14 protein-coding genes and 1 pseudogene are annotated in these 22,950 nt (G+C 45.0%); 2 read left to right on the top strand and 13 right to left on the bottom strand.

Annotated features, from left to right (window positions below):
* From A3844_RS28120 to A3844_RS28070, 11 genes and pseudogenes are all read right to left on the bottom strand, one after another.
* Positions 1-188: pseudogene (locus A3844_RS28120) on the bottom strand (IS110 family transposase); the annotation flags it as partial.
* Between the two features lie 593 nt (positions 189-781).
* On the bottom strand, positions 782-2,200 hold the full coding sequence (locus A3844_RS28115) for a family 43 glycosylhydrolase (RefSeq protein WP_074109183.1): 1,419 nt from the start codon (positions 2,198-2,200) through the stop codon (positions 782-784).
* A gap of 59 nt (positions 2,201-2,259) precedes the next feature.
* On the bottom strand, positions 2,260-3,792 hold the full coding sequence (locus A3844_RS28110; protein ID WP_074109182.1) for a DUF5597 domain-containing protein: 1,533 nt from the start codon (positions 3,790-3,792) through the stop codon (positions 2,260-2,262).
* A gap of 185 nt (positions 3,793-3,977) precedes the next feature.
* On the bottom strand, positions 3,978-5,579 hold the full coding sequence (locus A3844_RS28105) for an ABC transporter substrate-binding protein (RefSeq protein ID WP_074109181.1): 1,602 nt from the start codon (positions 5,577-5,579) through the stop codon (positions 3,978-3,980).
* A 91-nt stretch (positions 5,580-5,670) separates the two neighbouring features.
* Positions 5,671-6,555, bottom strand: a complete 885-nt coding sequence (locus A3844_RS28100; RefSeq protein ID WP_074109180.1) for a carbohydrate ABC transporter permease — start codon at positions 6,553-6,555, stop codon at positions 5,671-5,673.
* Positions 6,556-6,582: 27 nt separating this feature from the next.
* Positions 6,583-7,548, bottom strand: coding sequence for an ABC transporter permease (locus tag A3844_RS28095; RefSeq protein WP_074109179.1), 966 nt, complete (start codon positions 7,546-7,548; stop codon positions 6,583-6,585).
* A gap of 111 nt (positions 7,549-7,659) precedes the next feature.
* Entirely contained in the window at positions 7,660-9,447 is a 1,788-nt protein-coding gene (locus A3844_RS28090) for a cache domain-containing sensor histidine kinase (RefSeq protein WP_074109178.1), read from the bottom strand.
* Positions 9,444-11,039 carry a response regulator gene (locus A3844_RS28085; RefSeq protein ID WP_074109177.1) on the bottom strand — a complete coding sequence of 532 codons (1,596 nt, stop codon included), beginning with the start codon at positions 11,037-11,039 and terminating at the stop codon, positions 9,444-9,446. The genes A3844_RS28090 and A3844_RS28085 overlap by 4 nt, the downstream gene beginning before the upstream one ends.
* A gap of 101 nt (positions 11,040-11,140) precedes the next feature.
* Positions 11,141-12,670 (bottom strand): DUF5060 domain-containing protein, encoded by a 1,530-nt coding sequence (locus tag A3844_RS28080; RefSeq protein ID WP_074109176.1) that lies wholly within the window; start codon positions 12,668-12,670, stop codon positions 11,141-11,143.
* Positions 12,671-13,323: 653 nt separating this feature from the next.
* Positions 13,324-15,774 (bottom strand): cellulase family glycosylhydrolase, encoded by a 2,451-nt coding sequence (locus A3844_RS28075; RefSeq protein ID WP_074109175.1) that lies wholly within the window; start codon positions 15,772-15,774, stop codon positions 13,324-13,326.
* A gap of 58 nt (positions 15,775-15,832) precedes the next feature.
* A complete protein-coding gene (locus A3844_RS28070; RefSeq protein ID WP_074109184.1) occupies positions 15,833-16,585 on the bottom strand; it encodes an SDR family NAD(P)-dependent oxidoreductase in 753 nt (250 codons plus the stop codon).
* A 387-nt stretch (positions 16,586-16,972) separates the two neighbouring features.
* Between A3844_RS28070 and A3844_RS28065 the strand changes: the two genes are divergently transcribed.
* Entirely contained in the window at positions 16,973-18,226 is a 1,254-nt protein-coding gene (locus A3844_RS28065) for a helix-turn-helix domain-containing protein (RefSeq protein ID WP_074109174.1), read from the top strand.
* A gap of 302 nt (positions 18,227-18,528) precedes the next feature.
* Here the strand turns inward: A3844_RS28065 and A3844_RS28060 are convergent, their stop codons facing one another.
* Complete coding sequence (locus A3844_RS28060) at positions 18,529-21,630, bottom strand: glycoside hydrolase family 2 TIM barrel-domain containing protein (protein WP_074109173.1); 3,102 nt, start codon at positions 21,628-21,630, stop codon at positions 18,529-18,531.
* A 141-nt stretch (positions 21,631-21,771) separates the two neighbouring features.
* Between A3844_RS28060 and A3844_RS28055 the strand changes: the two genes are divergently transcribed.
* Positions 21,772-22,611, top strand: a complete 840-nt coding sequence (locus A3844_RS28055) for a helix-turn-helix domain-containing protein (RefSeq protein WP_074109172.1) — start codon at positions 21,772-21,774, stop codon at positions 22,609-22,611.
* 143 nt (positions 22,612-22,754) lie between these two features.
* Here the strand turns inward: A3844_RS28055 and A3844_RS28050 are convergent, their stop codons facing one another.
* Positions 22,755-22,940, bottom strand: a complete 186-nt coding sequence (locus A3844_RS28050; protein ID WP_083607069.1) for a group II intron maturase-specific domain-containing protein — start codon at positions 22,938-22,940, stop codon at positions 22,755-22,757.
* Positions 22,941-22,950: the final 10 nt, after the last annotated feature.

Below are 22,950 nucleotides of genomic sequence, written 5' to 3'. Positions count from 1 at the left end.
CACTGTACCAGTTGCTCCAGACCTGTTCGTGTATTGGAGAATACACAATCTTTCCCCAGTTCAATTCCCCGAAAGTCAATGGCTCGGGCCACATGGGTTTCCTTAGCGATGTCTGCGCCTACGACAAGGGTCTTGTCGGAAATTCTCATAATCCGTTGATTCTGTTTCTTCGATTGTTTATACTTCATGTTGAGTGCCTCCTGCGCTGGAATTTGTTCTCTGGACGGAACGTTTCCCAGTATACAGCTGGCGCTTTTTTCATTCAAACCTCAAATTAATTCATTACAGGAATGGCTCCTAGTAATAATGTTTCCGTTTAGATAAACGGTGTAGATTGTACAGTTCATGCCCTTTTCAACATATAAAAAGGGAACTAGTCTAATTCAAGTTTACGTTGAGCCATGATCCAGCTCTACTCTCTAAACGACGATTCGTTATTCATTTGGCGACTTTATGTGTCTAACTTTCTCTTATTACTTATTGTAATAGTCTGCAGGGCAAGCACCTACGGGGTAAAGCTCCGATCTCCTTTAATATCTTTTGTCGGCACTCGTTCCTAACCGCCATCAGCAGCTTTCCCTTCGAGAGCTCCGGGCACTCGGGTTCCAGAATGGCGGGATACATGATTATTCATTCACGTTCAGGAGCATGAGAGATGTCCCGAAACCCAAATAACGCCCTTTCGACTTCCTATTGGGAAGCGAAAAGGCAAAAGTCTGCTTAGTTGTTCCTTCGAACTTTGTTAACCTTTTGGAACCGCCGTATGCGATCCCATAAATGCTCACTCCAGTGCAAATGCAGCAAGACTTGCAAAGCTAAGACCTACATACTTAAAGTACAGTGCATGTACACCGTCAGGGATGGAGATATGGGCCGAATATTCCTTCCACTCGTTCGTGGAACCCACTGGAATGGCGCCAATCGGAGAGCCATTCCATGTAGTTGCGATTTCGAATACACCTCCGTATCCTCCCCGGACTTTAATTTTAATCCTGCTAACATTTCTGCAATCGAAGTATTTAAAGCCTGCTGTCGCTCCATCTCTCATATTGGCGATGTATCCAGCTTCCTCATCCCCATCCTTACCGTCCTGTGTAATCTTGGGAAAACGGCTGTTCATCCAATCCCCGGGTCCAGCTGTAAGTGCGGCGGTATCCTTACAGAACAAATGACATGCAAGATATGCAGGGTACTCCCCTTTTGCTATCAGAGGCCCCCCATTCGGACCGCATGACGTCATTTCCACCTGGGGAATCGTTCCATCCTCAAGAATTACAATCGGTTCCAAACATCCTTGCCTGCTGTAATTCGTTCCATTGGTATGCCTATGATAGAAGACATACCATCTATCCTTAATCTGTACGATGCTTCCATGATTATTCCCCCCATAATTCATGGGAAGCTCAGCGGGTTTGTAGGTATCGATGAAGGAGTCGTTATTACTTACAATCGTTCCCCGGTACACAAACCCTTTCGTAGGATCTTGACTTGTTGCATAACAGAGTTCATGGTAAAGAACCGAGGAGTAAATAAAATAGTAAGTATCGCCTATCTTTCTAATGGATGATGCTTCAAAAAATTCATGCCCCTCAAACCCGGAACCCTTACTATAAGGTTCGCTTGGCGCAATAGTAACCGGTCCTTCTTTAACTGTAACCATATCAGGCTCGAGTACGGTTGCCATAGGACCCTTTCTAGATGGATCGCCACTCGTGCAGGAGCCGGTATAGAGGTATACATTCTCTTCTTCCACCAGAACACCCGGGTCAAACTGCGGTTCGTCACCGGGTTTGTCCCCCAGCAGCTCCCCGTCCTTGTAATGCACCTCTCCATAATAATCGTACTTCCCGGCAGGTGAATCACAAACAGCTACAGACACGGTATGCCGCTTATCTAGAACGTAATACAAATAATATCTTCCGTTGGTCCCTTTCGTTACATCGGGGGCATATAGGCACATTTCTCCATCGGTGTTCTTAGGGTCGTCCGTCTTCTTATAAATGACACCCTCATATCTCCAATCTGTCAGATCATCTGTAGGAGCTGACCAGCATACATAATCATTAAGACAGTATGTGTATCCGTTAAATCTATCATGTGACCCGTACACATACACTCTGTTATTAAATACATGTGGCTCGCCATCGGGGGTATACTCCCATGATGGGAGATAAGGATTATACCCTTGCTTATTGAACATCATGCTCATTCCTTTCTGGATACAATACAAACGGAATTCTAACCTCGGAAGCAATGATATTAATATAGTTCCACCCGGAGTGCAGAAGGAAAACTGCCTACCGCGAACCCATAAGCGGCTTCGTCTCCATTCAGAACGCGCCCGCGAACCCATTGTTCTTGAATGAATGCTCCCTCCTCAATGCGAACATACCCCGTTTTGGAAGGGACGCCTCGCTTGGGTAAAACTTCAACCGAAAAACCAACGCCTACCAGAATAAATTCGTTATCAGCCACCTCAATCACAAGCCCTCCGGACACGGGTTTCCCTTCCTGCTTAATCTTATAGGTTATTTTCAAATCGTATTTGGAGAAAGAAAGGATACAACCAGGCTCAAGATTCTGAAGGAAACCTGTCATTTTCCCTGTCCCGCGGTACTTCTGGATAATTCCTGTCATGTTCCCAAGCAGCTCATAACTCCGTGCAAGGTAAGGACCTGACCCTCTTACATCAAATGCGGAAAAGTCTATGTTGAGATTCATTAACAATCCCATATCATATTCCGCAAAATCTTCTGGTGGAGCAAGAAAGTCCTCAATGCCGAATGGAGAGAAACACAAAGCATCATGCTTGCCAATGGCATAAAACACATTCGTCACGGATGCGGCATCTCTTCTCGCTTCAGGAATAAACAGCGGATTTCCGTTCCCAGCTGAATACTCTTCGCAAACTTCCATAAAATTTTTCACATAAATATCCGGCGCATAAAGACAGATGGTTGGAGCTGCTGCTTTCCAGATTGGCATAACTTTTGCAATGGGACCACCCGTTGGATATGATCCAGGGTTCCATGGGAATTGTTCGAGCCAAGCATTAACGAACATGGGAAGCGGGTATTCTTCTGATCCGCTTCTTGCTATATGTTCGACTGCGCGGGCATAATGGTAAGCCATGAAATATTCCTCTGCGTCGTCCGCAAATGCTTCTTTCCATGTTCCTGTTTTGCCAAAAATTACTCCTAATTCATCGGGGATTGCCAGATTAAATTGGTCATTCGCCATGTCGGAATAATCGCGGTCGCTCTCCAGAAAACCAATTTCGTTTTCCACTTGAACCATAATGACGGTATGGCGATCACTGTCCACTTTTTTCAGATGTGCCATCAATTGTCTGAAGGCGGTTGCATCAGCTTTAATCGCTTCATCACATAACGGTGAAATCGTATCTGACGTCCCTTTATTCTGATAAACCGCTTGGAAATAGGTTTCATCGTTTCTTTTCACCCAACCCGGGACATAGGAAGACTTGCCATTTTTCCATAATCCAAACCACAATAATACCAAGCGAACGTTTTCTTTCCGGGCTTGTTCGATGATTCCGTCTACGAGTTGGAAATCGTATTCACCTTGGTTCGGTTCAGTCAGTTCCCAATAGACCGGAACAATTACTGTATTCAAGTTCAAACCTCTAAGATTCGGCCAAACCTTTTGCTGCATATAGGTTAAGTCAGAAGCGCTGGAGTTGTGGATTTCTCCCGCTAAGGCAATAAAGGGTATACCGTCGACATAAAGGTTGAACACCCCGTCTTCATTCTTTAAATATGGCAATGCCATGGTTAATCCTCTCCAATCAAATTATTTGAGATCCTAGTACTTTTCTTACAGGTCTGCCGATCATACGATTTATCTCACCTTCAATGATCATTTAAAGGAGATCTTCCATATTCAAAAAGAGCGCAGCATGTCTACTGCGCTCTTGCTTACCGAACAATGATTTTTAGCCTAAAGAGCAAGAGTGATTATTTCTTCTTTGCCAGGAATGCATCAGCCTGGGCCTGCACTTCAGCTTTCACCTTATCCAGACCGGCACTGTTCAGGTTTTTGGCCAGTTCGTCAAAGGCTTTATCGACATTCTTGACCGCACCGATGTAGATCGGGTTGGCATACTGTGTCGAGGCATTGGCCAGGTTGGCGATCTGCGTCTTGACTTTATCCGAGTTGAAGGTGAAGCCTTTGTATGCGTAGTCTGAAGTATTATAATCTTTCAGCTTCTTCCAATGGTCAACGTAAACCTGCGGCCATGTGCTCATCGGCTTAAACAAAGCCTTATTCACGAACCAGAAACCTGCGGCGTCTGGAGGATAGGTATTGTTTTCGGCTGTTACCCCTTCCGGCAGCCCGATTTTGTCATCAGGGGTGATGACATAGTTCTTGCCTTCGATGCCGAAATAAGTTAAATACACATAGGATGGATCTTCCATAATAAGGTCAAAGGCCTGCATGACACGTTCCGGATTCTTCGAATTGGCTGCAATGGATATTCCACCGCCTATTACCCCTCCCATTGGGGCTTTACCATTTGGCATCAATGACGGGACTATATAGGTTTCAATCCCTTTTGCTTCAGCGGCTTCAATGGTGGCAGCGATATCTATGCTGTTGCCAAACGCCACTCCAGATTTCCCTTCCACAAAATTATCCTTGGAGCGGATTTTGTTGGAATACGGATTTTTGTTAACATACCCATTGTCATACCAGTCCTTCATGATGCCGGCAGCATATTTCTGCGCGCTGAGGTAAGGTTCCTCTACCATACTGTAGATCTTGCCGGTCGGATCATCAAAATCGTATGTTACCCCTTGGGCCAAAGGACCGCCGCTCAAATTGCCCTGAAAGCCAATCTTATCCCGCATCAGATATTGGTAAGGTGTCGGCAGATCAACCTGTGAATCCAGGTTCAAGCCAATCATATCCGGATGGTTTTTCTTCACGGCTTCCAGATAAGGACCAATTTCAGAGAAATTTTTCACCTCGGTCAGGCCTGCTTCCGCCATAATATCCTTGCGAAGCACAGTCACGAAGGTATAGTTATCCGGGGTGGTTTTCGGAATCATAAAGATTTTACCGTCAACCTTGGCTTCCTCCCAGGCGGATGGATCGATAGCTGCTGATTTTTTAGGCATATACTTGGCTATATCCTCAGGCTTCAGCTCATAGAACGCCCCTTTACTCGCCTGCTCGCCATAATAATTCCAATCTGCTGAAAAGATAAAGTCTATATCTTCCCCTGTGGCCAGCAACAGCGGATACTTCGACTGCACATCGCCCCAGCCAATGTAATTTAGATCAATGGTAGCATTGATGTCTTTTTTTAGCTTTTCATTGAGTGCGGCGAGCACCTCAGGCATTCCTTTTGGAGCCTCACCAAGCAGGTACCCCTTCAGCACAACCGCTTTCTGATTCGCTGCAGACTCTGTCGGTGCCGCGTTGTTCCCGGTATCCGGCTTGTTCCCGTTAGCGTTATTCGTTTTGTTGCCGTTGCCGGAGCAGGCAGACAACAGCATCGTCAGTGACAGCAGCATTGTGAGGATGAACAGTGCGTTTTTCTTTGCTTTTCTCATTCTTATTCCCCCTTAGTGTATATAATTTTATATAAATCCCCCATCTTGCAGAATTTATAACGGGAATGGTTCTGCACCGGTACAGCAGGGTTTACCCTTTTACCGCGCCAATCGTGATGCCTTTGACGAAATACTGCTGAAGGAACGGAAACAGAATCACAATCGGGCCAGTGGCAATCACCGTCATTGCAAGCTTGAACGTTTCCTTCGGCGTATCGAGAGACGACATATGCTGGGCCATTGCCGCAGACATGTTCATTGAGGACAGCATTTTATAGAGTAAATATTGAAGCGGCACGTACTGCTCTTTGTCAGTGAACATCATCGGGGTCCACCAGTCATTCCAGTAGGCCAGAATGGTGAACAAGCCGATAGAAGCTAGTGCAGGCTTGCAGAGCGGCAACACCATCTGCCAGAAGATCCGAAAGTCTCCTGCCCCGTCAATCTTGGCGGATTCCACCAGTGGCTCCGGCACAGAGCCCTGTATGAAGCTGCGCAGAATCAGCACATACATCACATTGAACATGGGGAGCAGAATCAGCACCGCAAGCGTGTTCTTCAGATGCAGATAACTGTTGATCCAGATGAAATAAGGGGCCAGTCCACCGTTGAACAATGTAGTGAAGAACAGAAAGAATGCCAGTTGATTCCGGTATTTCACTTCCTTACGGTACATTACATAGGCAGCCATCGTGGAGATCAGCAGCGACAGCACCGTTCCAACCACCGCCACGGTCATCGAAACACGGTAGGCGGAGAGAATATCACCGGGATTGCGGAAGATGAAGGCGTAGGCATCCAGCGAGAAGCCGCGTGGCAGAAAGGAATAACCCTTCGCCAAAACCTGCCCTTCATCCGAAATCGAGCCGGAGATCAGAACGATAAAAGGCAGTAGGCACAAAATAGCGATTAACGCTACCACTGTGTACGAGAAAGCCTGAAAGACAGGCGCCGAATTTAATTTATTTTTCTCCATATGAATTCCCCCTTTCTTGCGATCAAGTTAGAACAGCGCGTTGTCCTTGTCATAACGACGGACCAGGTAGTTGGCGAACAGGATAATGATCAGCGTGAGTACGGATTGATAAAGCCCTACGGAGGAAGCCATTCCAAAGTCCTGTGTGCCCATAAGCGAGCGGAATACCAGCGTATCAATAATATCCGTGGCGTTCATTAGCCCACCGTTGTTGCCGATCAGCTGATAGAACATATCAAACTCGCCCCGCATGATCCTTCCCAGGCCCAGCAGAACCAGCACCACCACTGTCGGCTTGAGCAACGGAAGAGTGATTCTCATAATTTTTTGGAAACGGCTTGCGCCGTCAATCGTTGCTGCTTCATAAATCTCCTGATCGATCCCGACAATCGCCGCCAGATAAAGGACACTGCCAAACCCGACCCACTTCCACACATAAAGCAACGGAAGCAGAAGGTACCAATAACCGCCAGTCGAATAGATATCAATGGCCTCAAGGCCGATATTCCGCAGGAACACGTTGACAATCCCGAACTCATAATTCAGAAAATTGTAAACGAACGCGGACACTGTAACCCAGGAAATGAAGTAAGGCAGGAACATAAAGGTCTGGGCGGCTTTTTTAAAAAATCTGTTATACGTTTCTGAGATCAGTACCGCAACCAGAATCGAGAAAAACGTATAAGCTCCCAGAAACACCAGATTGTACAGCATGGTATTCCTGGTCACAATCCACGCCTTACCGGATTGAAAAAAATATTCGAAATTCTCCAGTCCGTTCCAAGGACTCATAAAAATGCCGTCCCTGTAGTTGAATTCCTTGAATGCCATAATGACACCCGTCATCGGGATATAGGCAAAGATGATAAAAAAAACAGCAATCGGCACAAACATCGCATACAGTACCCAGTTCTTCCTAAGTTCCTGCAGAGGGGATATTCTTTTGGCCTTTTTCGGGGTCCGCACCACAACCTGCTCTATCTTAGAACTCATAAGCAGCCTCCTTCAGTATTGTTTCTCTGTCTCCTCCTTTATTGTAATAGGCTTCAGTACCTGCACCTACGGGGCAAAGTTTCGATCTTCTTTGAAATCCTATGTTAACGCTTACTTTGCTATTGATTTGGGTATACGTATCCGTACAGTGGTTCCACTGCCAGGAATGCTAGTGAATGACAATCCGTACTGAGGCCCATAATTCAACTGAATCCGCTCTTGAATGTTCTGGATGCCGAAGCCGCCCGTGCTTTTGCTAACAGTCCTAGTCAGCAAAGTCTCCACTACTTCTTCCCCCATGCCGATACCATCATCACTGATCTCCACGACTAGATCACTCTTCTCTTCCATAGCAGTCACCCGGATCATGCCCATCTCCGAATCCTTCTCCAAAATGCCATGCAGGATGGCATTCTCGATCAGAGGCTGAAGCATGATTTTGGGTACCTCACAGCCTAGCAGCTCCGGTGGAACCTTCAGGATCAGTGTGACCGCATGGTTAAACCGCATATTCTGGATCGAAACATAGGATTCCACATGCCTCAGTTCACTCTCCAAGGTGACGGTTTCTCTGCCGTTGGATAAGCTCAACCGGTAGAATAACGCCAGCCGGTCCACAACTATGGATATTTCTCCATTGCCGGATTCAATAGCCATAAAATTGATCATATCCAGAGTGTTGTATAAGAAATGCGGGTTAATTTGTGCTTGCAGCGCCTTCAGCTCCTTATTTTTCACTTCGCGTCCAAGTGTATAGGTCTCCTCCATTAACCGTGATACATTCTCCACCATCATATTAAAGTTATTGGTCAGTTCACCGATTTCATCCTGATTGGCCGGAAGCGGAGCGATGCGGAAATTGCCATTCTTGACCTTGCGCACATGCCGAATAAGCTGCCGCAGACGTTTGGTTGCCGAACCGGCAACGATGAAGGACAGAACGAAGGTGAGAGGAATGATAAGTATAAAAATGAAGATCAGCCGATTGCGCATATTATTGCTCGATTTCAAAATGTCGGAGTAGGGTACAATCATCGCTACACTCATATCCGTTCCAGGTATTTCCTGCATCCCCAGCAAAACACGCTGTCCGTTTATCTCCAGACTATCCGACCAGGTATCCATCCGTCCTTCTGCTGAAACCATGGACAGTATCTCTTTAAATTCCTTGGAGGTATATGCAAATGTATTGGAAGTGCTTAGAACTTCACCCTGGTCGTTAATTAAGGCTGCCGAGGTGGACGGAGTGGCAATAGCATGTTCCAGTACAGAAACCAGCTTGCTCTGTGAGATCTGGGCTCGCACAATGCCGTCAACTTGCTGTATGTTGTGTGCATTCGGAATGGCGCGCAGGACCGATACCGTATCGCTGTCTTTTTCTTTAGCAAAGACAGACGAAGGCAGCCAGGTGGAGACCGAATGGGAGTTGATGAAGTTCTTGAACCAGAGACTGTGTTCCGCATTGGTCATGCTCAAATAATCAGTACTTTCTGTGGCTGAAGCAAGCCCCTGTTTCATATAGAGCTGAACCGTTTCAATATCCGAATTATAACGGATCTGTCCCAGCACCCGGGCTAGCTTGTTGGCATCCGCTCCCCAGAGATTGACATCTTCATAACGTTTCGGATCTTCGGCTACCAGAGTCTGCACCGTCTCATTGAAGGCAATGAAGTTCATTACTTCTTTGACCATTTCTGCACGATACTGCAGATATGATTTGGTCTCCTCCAGCATTTTCCGGGCCGAATATAGCGCCTGCTTCTCCGTTTCCTTCGAGGTTAAATGTAAATGCAGAAAAAGCAGCAGAACCAACGGAATAATGATGACCAACAAATAAGAAGCGAACAGCTTATAACGGATGCTAAAATCAGCGAATGGTCTCCATGATCTCCGTTTCATTTGGCCATCCTCTCCCGGTACTCTGAAGGTGTGCAGCCTGCATATTTTTTGAAAAAGGTTGTGAAATAGTTAGCATCGGTAAATCCGGTTCGGTCTGCCACCTCATACAGCTTCAGCTCCTTGTCCAGCAGCAGTTCCTTAGCCTTCTCCACCCGCAGTGAGGAAATATATTCCTTAATGGTGCTTCCTCTCTGCTTCTTGAACAGGGAGCAGAGATAAGTCTCATTTAACGACACATGGTCGGCAATGTCCGGAATCGTGAAACCCTTTTCATCAAAACGTTTGTGGATATATTGCAGGATCTCTCTCATCTTGGCGGAATTGCCTTCCGGTTCCTGCGGCAGCAGGAACAAGTCCAGGAAAGAGAGAATATATTCCTCCATGCTTGCCAGATTGGGAACACGGTCAATCTCCTTCCAGATATACCGCCGCTCTGTGTCCTCATCCGTGTCCGTGAATCCCAACTGCACCGCTACATCAAGAATGACCAGCAAAAACTGGAAGTATGAATCCTTGAGCCGGACAATATCCAAATCACCTGCTGCCCTTGCCTGCTTGGTCCAATTCACAATAAGACTGCGGGCAGCTTCCAGCTCTTCCTGTTTCAGCAGTCTTCGTAGACTTCGTACCATATCCCAATCTATGGCCAATTCCCGGTTACTTCCAAGGGCATCGGCAAAGATTAACCTGCTATCTTCGCTATAATAATGCATACTGCACGCATCCAGAGCTGTTCTATACGAATGCGGGATCTGCATCCGCTCCTTTATCGAATTTCCGACTCCCATACGTAGACGGATATTACCGGCTATAATCCCGGCCACTTCGGCATAAAGCTCCTCCAGCACGTTACGTTGTTCCCGATAGCTGCTACCGAAAGCTTCCGGCAGAATGAAGATCAAAGATTGTCGTGAATCGAAACCGCAGATGCCATGCAGCGAAGACAGCAAGCTATTCATATTCAGTCCCCGCAGCAGAGCCTCCTGCACCGGCTTTGGATCTTCGGGATACTGCAGCGGCTGCCAATATAAGGTTGCTGCAATCACAGTGTACGGTCCTTCCAGAGGTATAAGAAAAGTCTCCCTGCTCTCCAGAGCCTTCTGCACATGGAGTGAACCGGGAACCGTAATCAGCTTACGGACCATCTCCTGTCTCAGATAAGGCAGACCTTCATCATAGGCGTCCTGAAGCTGACGTTCCTCCAGCCGTTTCCTCTCCTCATGTTTCCTGGATTCCACTGCCTTTCGAACTGCCTCCCGCACTTTGTCCAGATTAATCGGCTTCTCAATATAGTCAAGGGCATTCAACCGGATCGCCGACATCAAGTACTCTTTGTCCGAGAATCCGCTCATAAACATCAGCTTACATGAAAGATCACTTTCGCGGAGCCGCTTCGCGAATTCTATACCATCCATCTTCGGCATTCGGATATCACAAAGCACGATGTCAGGACGAAAGCTCCGGCATAACTCCAGGGCAACCTGGCCATTGCGTGCCGTTTCCACCTCATGAATACCTAGTTCCCCCCAAGTAATATGCCTGTACAGCATTTCCCTGGTTCTTTCTTCGTCATCTATGATCAGCAGCTTCATGATGTGCTCCCCCTATAAAATCTTTATTGCATTATACAATGTCCAGGCATCCCAATAACAAGAAAGCCGGTGGAGAACCCCCCGGCTTTGATTCTTCCTATTTAAATCCGTGTAGCTATAACGGCTATTCCTTCCTTTCCAGGCAAGGGCACTTTCGTTTTCCCGCTGGTTAGTGGAATAACATTCTCGCGCGTCATCTCCCAAATGTCTATGATATCAATGGAATATTCGGCCTCTTCAGGTAATTCCATGTGAAGAATAGACTGACAGCTTCGCCCTAAATATTGGAGGAAATAAACATCCCCGTTTCGCGCTGAATATTTTTCCTCTTGAAATCTAACCAATTCAAAGTGGACCCGATCAAGTTTTGTAAATGCTAATGCAAATGTATTATTAATAATTTCGGGATTGTTTGCCGTCTCCAAATCATTCGGATTGTTCGCAAAACTACTCGGAATCGGTTGAATTTCGCCCAGACTGTAAATGATTTCTTTAAGGAATGCGATTCGCTTCACACTTTCTCCATGCAACTCCCCACCTTTGGCCCACCATAAGACCTCATCCTCTCTATAATAAGTTTCGCCGTGTGTACAAAAGCCGCCCTTAAGGTTAATTGCCCAGAAACGGTGTACAAGTTCGAACGCAGAGATGTTCCCCCACCCCTCCTCAATGTTGCCTTCGTATTGGCATTCGTCATTAATGACCGGCTTTTGGAATTTATCTCTCCAGGCTTCAATCTTATGAGAATAAACAGATTGAACCGAACAATGCGTAGCCCAAGGTTTCTTGAAGTCGAAAACAGGTAACCAATTATGAACGGATAACAGATGATGATAAGGATCTTCCTGCGAGATGAATGTACCGAACGCATCCCAATCCTCCAGCGTTTTGTTAAATACCATGTCGTACTCGTTAGCCAAACTCCACCAAACATTCCGGAAAGAGGACAATCGTCTCACACAGTAGTCCAGATAGACCAAATCATTTTCTCTGCCCATCTTGGAAAATCCCCATTTATCGTACGGATGGAATAAGATCAGATCCGCCTCTATCCCCATCTCCATCAGAGCTGTAAGTTGATTCTCCAGGTATGCCCAGAATGCGAAGTCCGGACGGTGAACATCCCAGGCTCCTTCTGCGTCTTTGGCAAACGGATATAATTCCGGATCGTTATGGTTGTAAACCATACTCTTGGGAAATATGCACATCCGGAGCTTGTTAAAAGGGCTTTTGGACAGCGTTTTCTTCGTCAATTCCACAAGCTTGGGAGGTTGATGCGTCCAAGCGTAAGCAGTGGTTCCAAACGGGATATATTGGGAGCCATCCGAATATTCAAAATGCAATCCTTTGACTTTGACAGGACCGTGATTGTTGCCCGTATTCTCAACGCATTCCAACTGGCCGCAGACCGGTTCCACAACAGAAGATTGAACTTCATACTTCCAAATACCTGTTTCTTGAGGCATAAAACGAATCTTATATTCATCGTTCCCGTTGTAAAAACCTTTTATCCTAACTTTCCTGCAGCCATTGGTAAATTCAGCAACACAATCTACATTTATATATGAGCCATTGGGTTTTTTACCATACAATTGAAGTTCAAATATTCCAAATAATTCTACTTTATTCATATATATATCTCCCCTAATAGAATGATTCAAAAGACTATATACTCATGCTATTTAATAACCGTAACCGCTCACATATTCCTTTACTATAAAAACAATACTGAAAAACTATTATTGTTCCTTCAGCAAGAGATTTTTATTTTGTGTGCTTTGTACAATGCCCATCATTTATATTTCGGTTAACATAAACAGTGCAGATGTTGTGCATTTTATTTAACTGCGTGTTTCTCTCTCTTTTCTAATTGTAATGGGCTTTAATCTCTTCCACCTACAGGGGAAAGCTTTGATCTTCTTTGTTTTTTTTGTTAACACTTACTTTTTTTTCGGGAATACGTATATGTATCAGGTTATATATCCCTCATATTCTAGAATATTATAAAAAAACACTTCCGCCTGCGGCCTGCGGTCCTGTCTTTTTGAACCTTCTTTTGAAAGAAAACCTTGGGTCTCCTTCTTTTTAAGCTGGTAAATCAAAGCTGCGTGATGTGAAATCGTATTATTAAGAACTAGAGGGAGGCGAATTCACCCTACCTTCCTCTAGTAGCAAATATAAATATGAACACATTGGAACGCGTGAAAATTACTACCTTCTACTATTTTGTATCAAAGTTTCTATCATCATAAACGGCAACAATTACATTTTTTATTATCCGTTACTACTTCAATTTCAACAGGAAGTGGACCGCAGGAAGTGTACCGTCCAGGTTAAAAATTACACCGCCATCTGCAGGTGTCCCTTCGATGTGGGCGACTTTCGTACCCACTGTATCCAAGGCAGTAAGCGTTGCCGATTGGCTTTGCACAAACAAGGAGCCTTCAGGTGTATCTGCGTACAATTTACCTTGATGATCGACAATCGTAACAAAGCCCTCCGTAGTGAATACGGTTTCGTCCATGCCAGTATGACCCATTAACGTCAAAAGCAAAGTTTCTGCATGATCTACGGATTCGCAGTTCATAGGCAGTAAAGCTGCGGAGAGGCGATCATTGCTAACAGTCAGGGTGATATCCTTCGTCAACTTAATACCGTCGACAGGATTACCGCTGAAGTAAGTACAACCCTCCGTGTGAATACGGAATGTTCCCGCTATAGGATCAAAGATGATCTCGCCAGTATCGGAGACGAGGCCATTACCGACAAGACCGCGGTCATCAGGTAGAATGCCCCAGCGCTTGAAGGCCGCATCCAGGTTGGCCGCAAAAGTGGTATAGTCGCCATCTCCAGCCAAAGAAGCGATGTCATTAAACACCAGGAGTTTATCTCCCAATTTTGCACCTGGCAATTCTTCATCGGTCTGCTCGGCAAGTCTCTCTAACCGCCCTTCACCGCTTGCGTGCCTCATAGCATCCCGGTAAGGCGACCAGGAGTAGTAAACAGCGTGTTCAGCCTGAGAAAGATCACCGTTGTTCACGAAGCCCGCAGTGACGGCGACGTCAGCATTACCTGTATAGGTATCCCCTTGATCCAGGAATACATTGCGCAGACTGGTGATGTATGGAAGGAAAGTGTTCGGCATACTAAAGGATGATGGCAGGGTCTTAAGATCGTTCTTCGTGAAGACCAGATCCACCTGATGCTCCGCTGGACGTACCAGACCTTTAAGAAATAATTTAGCCATAAAACCAAACTGACAGATAAGAGATGGATCGTTGTAAGCGTCAAATATATCAGTAATAACATCGTCGGGCTGGTCGTTCCAGCTTTCAGACGTATGATAGCAATAGAGCATGAGACCGTCCCAATCGTTCAGACAGGCATAAGCAGCCATAGAAATGAACGCAGTGGAGTGGAAAGGATTCACACCGTACTCATTCCATTCGCTCAGAATGAACGGTTTACCCGCAACTACAGCCGTAGTGGCCATTTGCAGCATCTCGGTACGCATGTATATACCATCCTTGTGTACGGTTAGCGGGTTAGAAGTCACATATTCCCGCATCCCCGGCACAACCAGTGTCTCCTGGTGAAATGGCGGCATTGGATGGTTAAAATACGTATTGTTCTCCATAATGTCACCGCCCGTATGGGAATATACATCCGCGGAACCATTCAAGAGGTTACTGGTGTTTATCGGCACTTTCGCCCCAAGTGACCGAATATGGTCGATCATCATACCATAGTATCGGCGATTTACGCTGATACCGAATTCCATGAAATCGGCATAGCGAGCGGGACTTACACCCGTCCGTTCCCCCATCGGATCATTGGCAACCTGAGAGACACTGCCTGTCCATTCTCCCATCGGATCGTTAGGAACCTGATAGAAATTGCCCTCCGGGAAAAACACCGTACCCGCCTCGGGATCCTCCTCTTCACCAAGAGCGCAGATGCCATCATGCGTCCAAGCCTTAGCCAGATTCTTTTTAGTATCGTACTTCGCCAGCAGGTAACGATTGAAGCGACGCTGCAGCTCCTGCCGGTAAGGAATAATACCTTTGTCATTCTTGATGTCTTCCGTACCGCGAAAGACGGAATCCTCATTATTGACCTGAATAGTCATGACCGCAGGATCGTCAATTAAGGCCAGTCCGGTGTAGGGATTCACATGACAAAGGAGCTTAGTTGCAAATTCCTTCTGAAGTTCAATCAATCTTTCATTAACATGGGTAAAGCTTTTATAGAAAGAGCCCGGCGCATCAGGATAATCCAGATCATCCCCATCTTGGAAGACACGGGCCACCAGTAGGTCCACTTGAACATAAATCCCTTTTTCCTTTAGCTTCGCAATAAAATAATCAAAGCGATCAAGACCCTTTTCGTTAAAGTACCTGCTGGAACCGCTGTCATAATCGATCAACGGGTTCTCAAGGCTTGAACTCCATCCGGATGGCCCAGGGGCTGCATCGTACGCATGAAGACGGATGACGTTGACACCCATTGTCGCAAAACGCTCAGCCAGCCGCTCCGCAGTTTCGTGGTCAGGCGTATTGGAACGTGTAGGCAAGTTAAAGCCTATGAACCTTGCGCGGGTACCATCAGCAAAATGCAAATTGCCATTTCTGACCTCTGTGAAGCCATGCTTGCCTGCCGGGGCGTCCAACAAATAGGAAAAATCCAGTGCTCCTGTGTTTGGAGCGGCTTTATCAATTTTGATTCTCTGTTTCATAAATAAGCCTCCTCATTTTATATTGAAATATTGATCTGCCACCCTAGCTAAAAACCCCTTAGAGCGTCAGTCCGCCGTCCACAGCAATAATTGAACCTGTTAGGTAAGCTGACTTGTCGGATGCAAGGAATACGACTATTTCCGCGATTTCGGTAGGCTCAGCGAAGCGCCCGATACGCATGTTTGGGAACTCTTCCGGCATATAACCGGACTCCTGCATCATCATCGGAACAGACTGCGTAAGTGCCGTATCCACACCTCCCGGACAGATGGCATTCACACGAACACCCTTGCGTACATATTCAATTGCTGCCGCCTTCGTCAGACCAATGACCGCATGCTTGCTCGCTGTGTACGCGGCCATACTATGCTCAGCGCGTATACCTGCGGTGGATGCCGTGTTGATGATTGAACCAAAGCCCTGAGCGTTCATTACTTTCAGCACCTTCTTCAAGCCCAGGAAAACTCCCCGTACGTTTACGTTCATAATGCGGTCGAATTCAGATACGTCGAGATCTTCCAGGAGCGAGAATTTCTGCAAAATACCGGCATTGTTAAAAAAAACATCGATACGACCGTAAGCGTCAACCGCAGCCCTTGTGTACCGTTCGACATCTTCTTCCTTGGAGACATCGGCTTGAATAAAAATTCCTTCTCCGCCTTGTGCGGAAATCAGATTAACAGTCTCTTCTCCCGTAGCTGTGTTGAAATCGACAGCGACAATTTTAAATCCAGATTGAGATAGCTTCAGAGAAGAGGCTCGCCCAATCCCGCCACCGGCTCCAGTCACGATCGCGACCAAACCGTTCATCAAGAGGGGTTCCTGTGAGCTTTCACTTGGAGCGTTCTGCTGGGAGCTCGCCGGTTCACCTATTGGGATGTTTGATAAATCCGACAAAATCATGGAAATGAGCTCCTCGGGAATATTTGCCTGAGGAATACCGCTAAGTTGTTTCAAAGTAAAACTCTTTCCCATGCTGGCCATTGGATTTGTAGAGATGCCCGGCAAATGTTTTTCCAATACTGTAATGGCTTCTTCGTTGGAAAGCAATTCACCTAATTTTGAATTCTCTGAAAATGTCACTTTTATCACCTCGACTTGGATATGAAACTAATTTTAAACCTCATTCCACATATTTTATGGTATGATTATTATTAAATGAGTATAAAATTATGTTCTTTTAGGAAGTGAATCGAAATGAGATCAGAAGAGCGGGATGAGCTTCTGCATACCTCGTGCAAACTGCTTTTTGAGAGCTTACAACTACCCGTTTGTTATTCATGGATGCATGATGATGAAGAGGTTCATGCCTTTACCACAAAAGGATCACACGGCAATCCGCTTATTGATAACGAATCAGAGCTTGTCCGGTTTTTGAAGCAGCACGTTCAGCATTATAATGTTCCTAATGTTCATACAACGAGCTTCGTAGAGTCCTATATTATCGTTCCCCTCCTACAAGATGGATACATTGAGGCAACCATCATTATAGGTCCTGCCATTACTATCCGAATGACAGACGACATCATCCTTGACATGCTAAGAGGTCTCAATATTAATGCAACCCAGGAGTGGACCTCTTATTTGAAACAATTGCCACTTCTCTCATCAAAACAGCTTTATCATATCGGAATTTTAGCATTCCACCTTTTAAATGGGATTGTCCTTGATCTGACGGATATCATGTATACCCATTCCCGGTTCGAGCCACCCCATTCAAAAAAGCAAACGGACATCGTCCTCTCTGACCGGCGGGAATCTCTCGAATTCCATGGCCTGTTTGAGATCGAGAAGCAGCTTCTGAGGTCCATCCGGAATGGTGACAAGACCGCCTTCTATAATATGTCTCTATCCTCTAATTACGATGGTCCCGGTATCCTGTCTAACTACGATCAACTGCGTAAGATTAAGAATCTTGGCATACAGGTTGTTGCACTTGCAGCCCGGGCCGCGATAGAAGGCGGTTTATATCCGGAAATTGCCTATACCATTAGTGACCTTCATTTACAATACATTGAGGAACTTCATGACTACCGTGCTGTAGCAAACGCCATCGGTGATGCTCTGATCGACTTTGTTGATAGGGTAGCAAAGAGCAAACGAAAGCATCTATCCAGATCCATTGCCACTTGCCAAGAGTACATTTTTAATCACTTATATGAAAATATTTCTCTATCTGTACTATCTGACAAAGTTGGTTTGCAGGAAAACTACTTATCGCAGCTATTTAAGAAAGAAACGGGAGTGACCATAACTCAATTCATTCAACAGGAGAAGGTAGAGGAAGCAAAAAAACTATTAGAATTAACCGCCGAACCGATTACTGCTATCGCTGTTAAGTTGAATTTTTATGATCAGAACCATTTCATTAAAATTTTTAAAAGATATACCGGGTTAACACCGAAGAAATACCGGAATAAGAACAAATTCGACACAATAACCGATGATTAAAGATAAAATAAGGAAATACGTATCTTTCGGACAGCCCGTCTTGCTATAAATAGGACTTTATTGATCATTTTTAGCCTCATCATTATGGTGGACTTCTATTAAGATTAGGAGACCCGGATTGTCCTACAGACCATTTTAGTTCTGGGATCGACGCTGGAATATGGACTGAAGCAAATTCTTTCAATAAAAAAGCTCATCATACATCAGGCATGATGAGCTTTTTTTTGGGAATCAATTCAAATATCCCTTTTGTAACTAAACAACTCAGATTAATTTAGAGTATGATCGATGTACGCTGCTGATCAATCCGTGATTGCTAAAGTGACTTTGTAAACATAGATGCCCTTTTCAATTCTATATTCATCATGAATATTTTTGGACCAACCGTTATCTCCGCCAAGACCTGCATGTTTATAATCAACATGGAGGTAAACAGAATCAGACTCGCCAAGCTCGTCTTCGTAGGCTGCCTTATCATACTGTCCGATACTATATTGTTGAATATCAAAATGGAAGTGGCCCGCCGAGGTAACCTTCACCTTCCGATTACCATCGGATACATACAGATAACGGACATCATCCTTCCCCCCGCTTTCAACCGGCACGATGTAGGGAACATGTTGTTCTTGAACTGAGCCTTCATATATACCGACAAAGGCAGACGTTTTACGGTCCGCATAGTTTTCCCACGGTCCGCGGCCATACCACTTGATATTCTTCCAGGGAGCAGGAAAGGTAAAACTTAGACCGATTCTCGGAATGGTATCAACATTGGCATTATTAACGACAGTGTTAGTAATTTCAATGCCTTTACCGCCAATCGCATAGTCAGTTTGTGTTTCAATGCACCCATGATATAAAGCGTGAACTTGAATGATAACAGAAGCAGGGGCTGCGTATACGCGGATACGCTTGATCTCTTTCTGGTTGGAATCCAGACCGAGGCTTCTCCATTCATCGGCATAGTTCAGCGACTCTCCATGTATACCGGCATCTATTCCCGTTGGCGCACGATAGAAATTGTTAGCTCCTCCTGTAAAATAGTCCTGATTATTGTAGTTTACAGAAATGAACTCTGCCGTTACTTTCGAGAAGACTACGTTTGTATTGTCATTATAAACATGAATTCGATCAGCGGCTTCTTCGAATGTAAGGCCACCACTTTCAGTATCTCCTGTATGCATTGCATATATGGAACCAGCTAACTCGATCTGGCATGCATAGATTATTGTTCCCTTATTCGCATAATAAGTGTCCTCATTCAGACAAGCATAAAAATTTAGATACGCTTCTCCAAAAACCTTGGTCGAATCGTATGGTGACTGAACACTGTCCATACTTCCGGCAGGCGTGTTGAGTTTGGGCAATGTACCGTTTTCGACAACCTTCCCGTTGCAAACAAGCTCCCAACCAATGTCCAGGTGACTTAAGTCTCGGTGCGTATAATGGTTATAAATTTGATATCTTTTGTTTCCAGAATCATTAAAAGACCAATCAGAGTAATGGATCTGGACAGGAGCTTGAACATATTTGATTTCATAGGCACCCGGTTTCGGTGTTAAATCTGGAAATATAATACCGTTCAGACACATATCGAGCGCAGGATCCACAATCTCTTCTTGGAACCCGCCGCCATAAACATATTTTTTATTCCCGGAATCATCATGCCTTACAAGCGCTTTATCTTGAAAATCCCAAATAAAACCACCCTGAAACCGGGGGAATTTATGAATGAGGTCCCAGAATTCCTTGAAATTCCCGTTGCTATTGCTTCTCGCGTACGCATATTCACACATAATAAACGGGCGCAGGTCTTCATTGTTGGCCATGCACTCCAAGATCCAATCCTTCGGAGGATACATGGGTGCCAGGATATCAGAAATATTGGCCGGCGGATTTAAGGACTCATACTGAACATATCTTGTTTTATCATATTCCTTTATCCAGCCGTACATAGCGGCATGGTTCGCACCGTAACCGGATTCATTCCCCAGGGACCACAGAATGATTGAAGGATGATTCTTATCTCTCAACACCATCCTAACTGCACGTTCCATAAAAGCTTGCGTCCATTCGGGAGATGCGCTCAACCGGCCACCGATGCCATGGGTCTCAATATTAGCCTCATCCACTACATAGATACCCAATTCATCACAGAGGTCATACCATTCGACTGCATGCGGGTAGTGACTCGTTCTTACCGCATTGATATTTAGCGATTTCATGATCTTGATCTGCTCACGCATATATTCCTTAGAGACAACACGCCCCGTTTCGGGACAAAACGCATGAAGATTGGTTCCACGGATAATGAGTCGTTTGCCGTTAATTTTCAATATTCCGTTTTTATCGATCCTAACTTCCCGGAAACCGACATTTGAACTCTCTATGTCAACGACATTTCCTTCAGGGTCGATCATTTCCAATACCAGTCTATAGAGGTAAGGAAGTTCGTCGCTCCACAATTTAGGATTCTTAATAGTTTGTTTGACCTTCGCTACGTAGTCCTCTTGCAGATAAGATCTACAGTCTGCAAACTTTGGCGTTTCAAATTGCGTAATCAATTTTTGATAATGATCATAAAGAGACAGGCGCACATAAGCTTCCCCATAACATCTTGCTTGATTATTAGGATAAACTATCACAGATAATTCGGCATTGTCGTAATGGCCTGAAAAGAGCGTTTCGATTTTATAATCATGAATGCGCATTCGCGGTTTGGCATAAATCAGAACATCTCTATAGATCCCTGATAGGTGCCAGTAATCCTGATCCTCCAGATAACTACCGGCTCCAAATTGCATCACCTGAACGGCTACATGGTTTTGTCCCATTTGGATGTAATCCGTAATATCGAAAGAAGCGTTAAGCTTGCTGTCCTGCGAATAGCCGACGAACTTCCCGTTTAACCACAAATAAAAACAAGATTCCACTCCGGCAAAATCGATAAACAGATCCCGACCGTTAAAATCCTCGGAAATTTCAAACGTTAGGGCATAGCATCCGGTGAGGTTATCCTCGGGCACATATGGAGGATTCAAAATAAATTCATCTTTCCTCAGTTCAATTTCATGTTGAGATTCAGCTCCATTCCGGGCAAAGGGATAAATTATATTGGTGTACACAGGTTTTCCGTATCCGGAAAGTTCCCAGTTGGAAGGAACCGGGATGTCATCCCAATTGGACACGTCATACTCAGGATTATAGAACTCATCAGTTACAGCATCAGGAGCTGTAAACGTTTTGAATTTCCACATGCCGTTTAAGCATTTTACGTATTTTGACGTTCTGCGATCGCTCCTCAGCGCCTGTTCCACAGTTTCGTATACTCCGTACGGCTCATGCATGGGATAACGGTTCTTTTGAGCGACCTGCGGATTCTCCCAATCTCTGTTCAGCTTCATATGTTTTAAATTCTCCCTCCATCAATTGTTCAAATTGGTTGTGTTAAGCATTCAACACCCTTATAATATACCGATGAGTATTCATATAAAAATGTTTAGTCTGGTAATTCATTTATCCATTTTGGTAGGTGAAGCGACATTTTGATTTACGACGACATAAAGGATAATGATGTAGTATACCGGTGTATCGGCGACGATTTTGACCAAGGCATCTTGTCATGCGGCTTTATGAGAAAAAAAACGGCAGAGCGTTCACAATATGATTTTAGAATCGGATATTACAGCTGTTTTTTGATCATTCAGGGCAATGGACAATTTATTACTAAGGACGGTATCGTTATCCCAATGCAAGCAGGAGATCTGGTTCAACGTTTGCCCGATCGTTTGCACTCCACCGAAATCGAGCCCAATGGGGAATGGATAGAGTTTTATATCAGCGTAGGTTATCCTGTCTATCAGTACCTCAAAACGCTTGGAATTATAAATTCCGATAAAGAGGTACAAACAACGCAGCTTACGGACGATTTTGTTTTTGATTTTGCTGCCTTGCTGAACATCCTTAAAGACGGCGCAGATGAAGGGCTCCCTTATTTGCTGATGAGAGCACAAGAGCTCATTATCCGATTACACGACAGCGTTCATTATACGCAGAGAGAGCACCATGATCATAAAATATCGAAGGCTTGCCAACTAATCGGCGGCTCCAATGATATCCATTATGATATTAAGGAAGCTGCGGCAACCATAAATATGGGCTATGAGAATTTCAGGAAGTTATTTAAAGAAACGACCGGGATTTCTCCTCAGCGGTACCACATTGAACAGATCATGAAGCAGGCAAAAATGATGCTGCTCTCTGGAATCCCCATCAAACACGTAGCCGTTAGCCTTGGTTATGGGGATATTTATTCATTTACCAAACAATTTACTAAATCGGTAGGAGTATCGCCGGGACGTTATATCTGCACCCGACAAAGCTGATCAGCCCGTTCTAATTAGGTTGCAATGATCCTCAGACAGTACTAGAGTAAAGGGCTGGGTTTAACCAGCCCCTCCTCATCAAACCGTACGTGAGGTTTTCCCTCATACGGCTTTCCGATGTTCGTCATTCATGGGCATGCGGATTACAATAACGTTTTTAATCCATATTGGTTGGCAATGTGTCTAACTTCATTCAATGACCCCATCCATCTTCTTCGTTGCCTCTTCTTTGCATACCACCGGGTTAATCGCTGCAAAATATACCAATCCAGTTTCGCTAATCTCTTTTGGCTGTAGTTCGTGTAATAGTAATTTCTCCATCCTTGTATCTTCGGATTG

This window comes from Paenibacillus helianthi (genome assembly GCF_001909055.1).
Taxonomy (GTDB): Bacteria; Bacillota; Bacilli; order Paenibacillales; family Paenibacillaceae; genus Paenibacillus_AQ; species Paenibacillus_AQ helianthi.
The sequence above is the reverse complement of the archived record's forward strand: the minus strand, read 5'-3'. Positions and strand labels throughout refer to the sequence as shown.

Excerpts from the sequence above, each read along its gene's own strand:
- A3844_RS28115 (WP_074109183.1), bottom strand. The coding sequence starts at position 2,200 with ATGTTCAATAAGCAAGGGTATAATCCTTATCTCCCATCATGGGAGTAT.
- A3844_RS28110 (WP_074109182.1), bottom strand. The coding sequence starts at position 3,792 with ATGGCATTGCCATATTTAAAGAATGAAGACGGGGTGTTCAACCTTTAT.
- A3844_RS28105 (WP_074109181.1), bottom strand. The coding sequence starts at position 5,579 with ATGAGAAAAGCAAAGAAAAACGCACTGTTCATCCTCACAATGCTGCTG.
- A3844_RS28100 (WP_074109180.1), bottom strand. The coding sequence starts at position 6,555 with ATGGAGAAAAATAAATTAAATTCGGCGCCTGTCTTTCAGGCTTTCTCG.
- A3844_RS28095 (WP_074109179.1), bottom strand. The coding sequence starts at position 7,548 with ATGAGTTCTAAGATAGAGCAGGTTGTGGTGCGGACCCCGAAAAAGGCC.
- A3844_RS28090 (WP_074109178.1), bottom strand. The coding sequence starts at position 9,447 with ATGAAACGGAGATCATGGAGACCATTCGCTGATTTTAGCATCCGTTAT.
- A3844_RS28085 (WP_074109177.1), bottom strand. The coding sequence starts at position 11,039 with ATGAAGCTGCTGATCATAGATGACGAAGAAAGAACCAGGGAAATGCTG.
- A3844_RS28080 (WP_074109176.1), bottom strand. The coding sequence starts at position 12,670 with ATGAATAAAGTAGAATTATTTGGAATATTTGAACTTCAATTGTATGGT.
- A3844_RS28075 (WP_074109175.1), bottom strand. The coding sequence starts at position 15,774 with ATGAAACAGAGAATCAAAATTGATAAAGCCGCTCCAAACACAGGAGCA.
- A3844_RS28070 (WP_074109184.1), bottom strand. The coding sequence starts at position 16,585 with ATGAACGGTTTGGTCGCGATCGTGACTGGAGCCGGTGGCGGGATTGGG.
- A3844_RS28065 (WP_074109174.1), top strand. The coding sequence starts at position 16,973 with ATGAGATCAGAAGAGCGGGATGAGCTTCTGCATACCTCGTGCAAACTG.
- A3844_RS28060 (WP_074109173.1), bottom strand. The coding sequence starts at position 21,630 with ATGAAGCTGAACAGAGATTGGGAGAATCCGCAGGTCGCTCAAAAGAAC.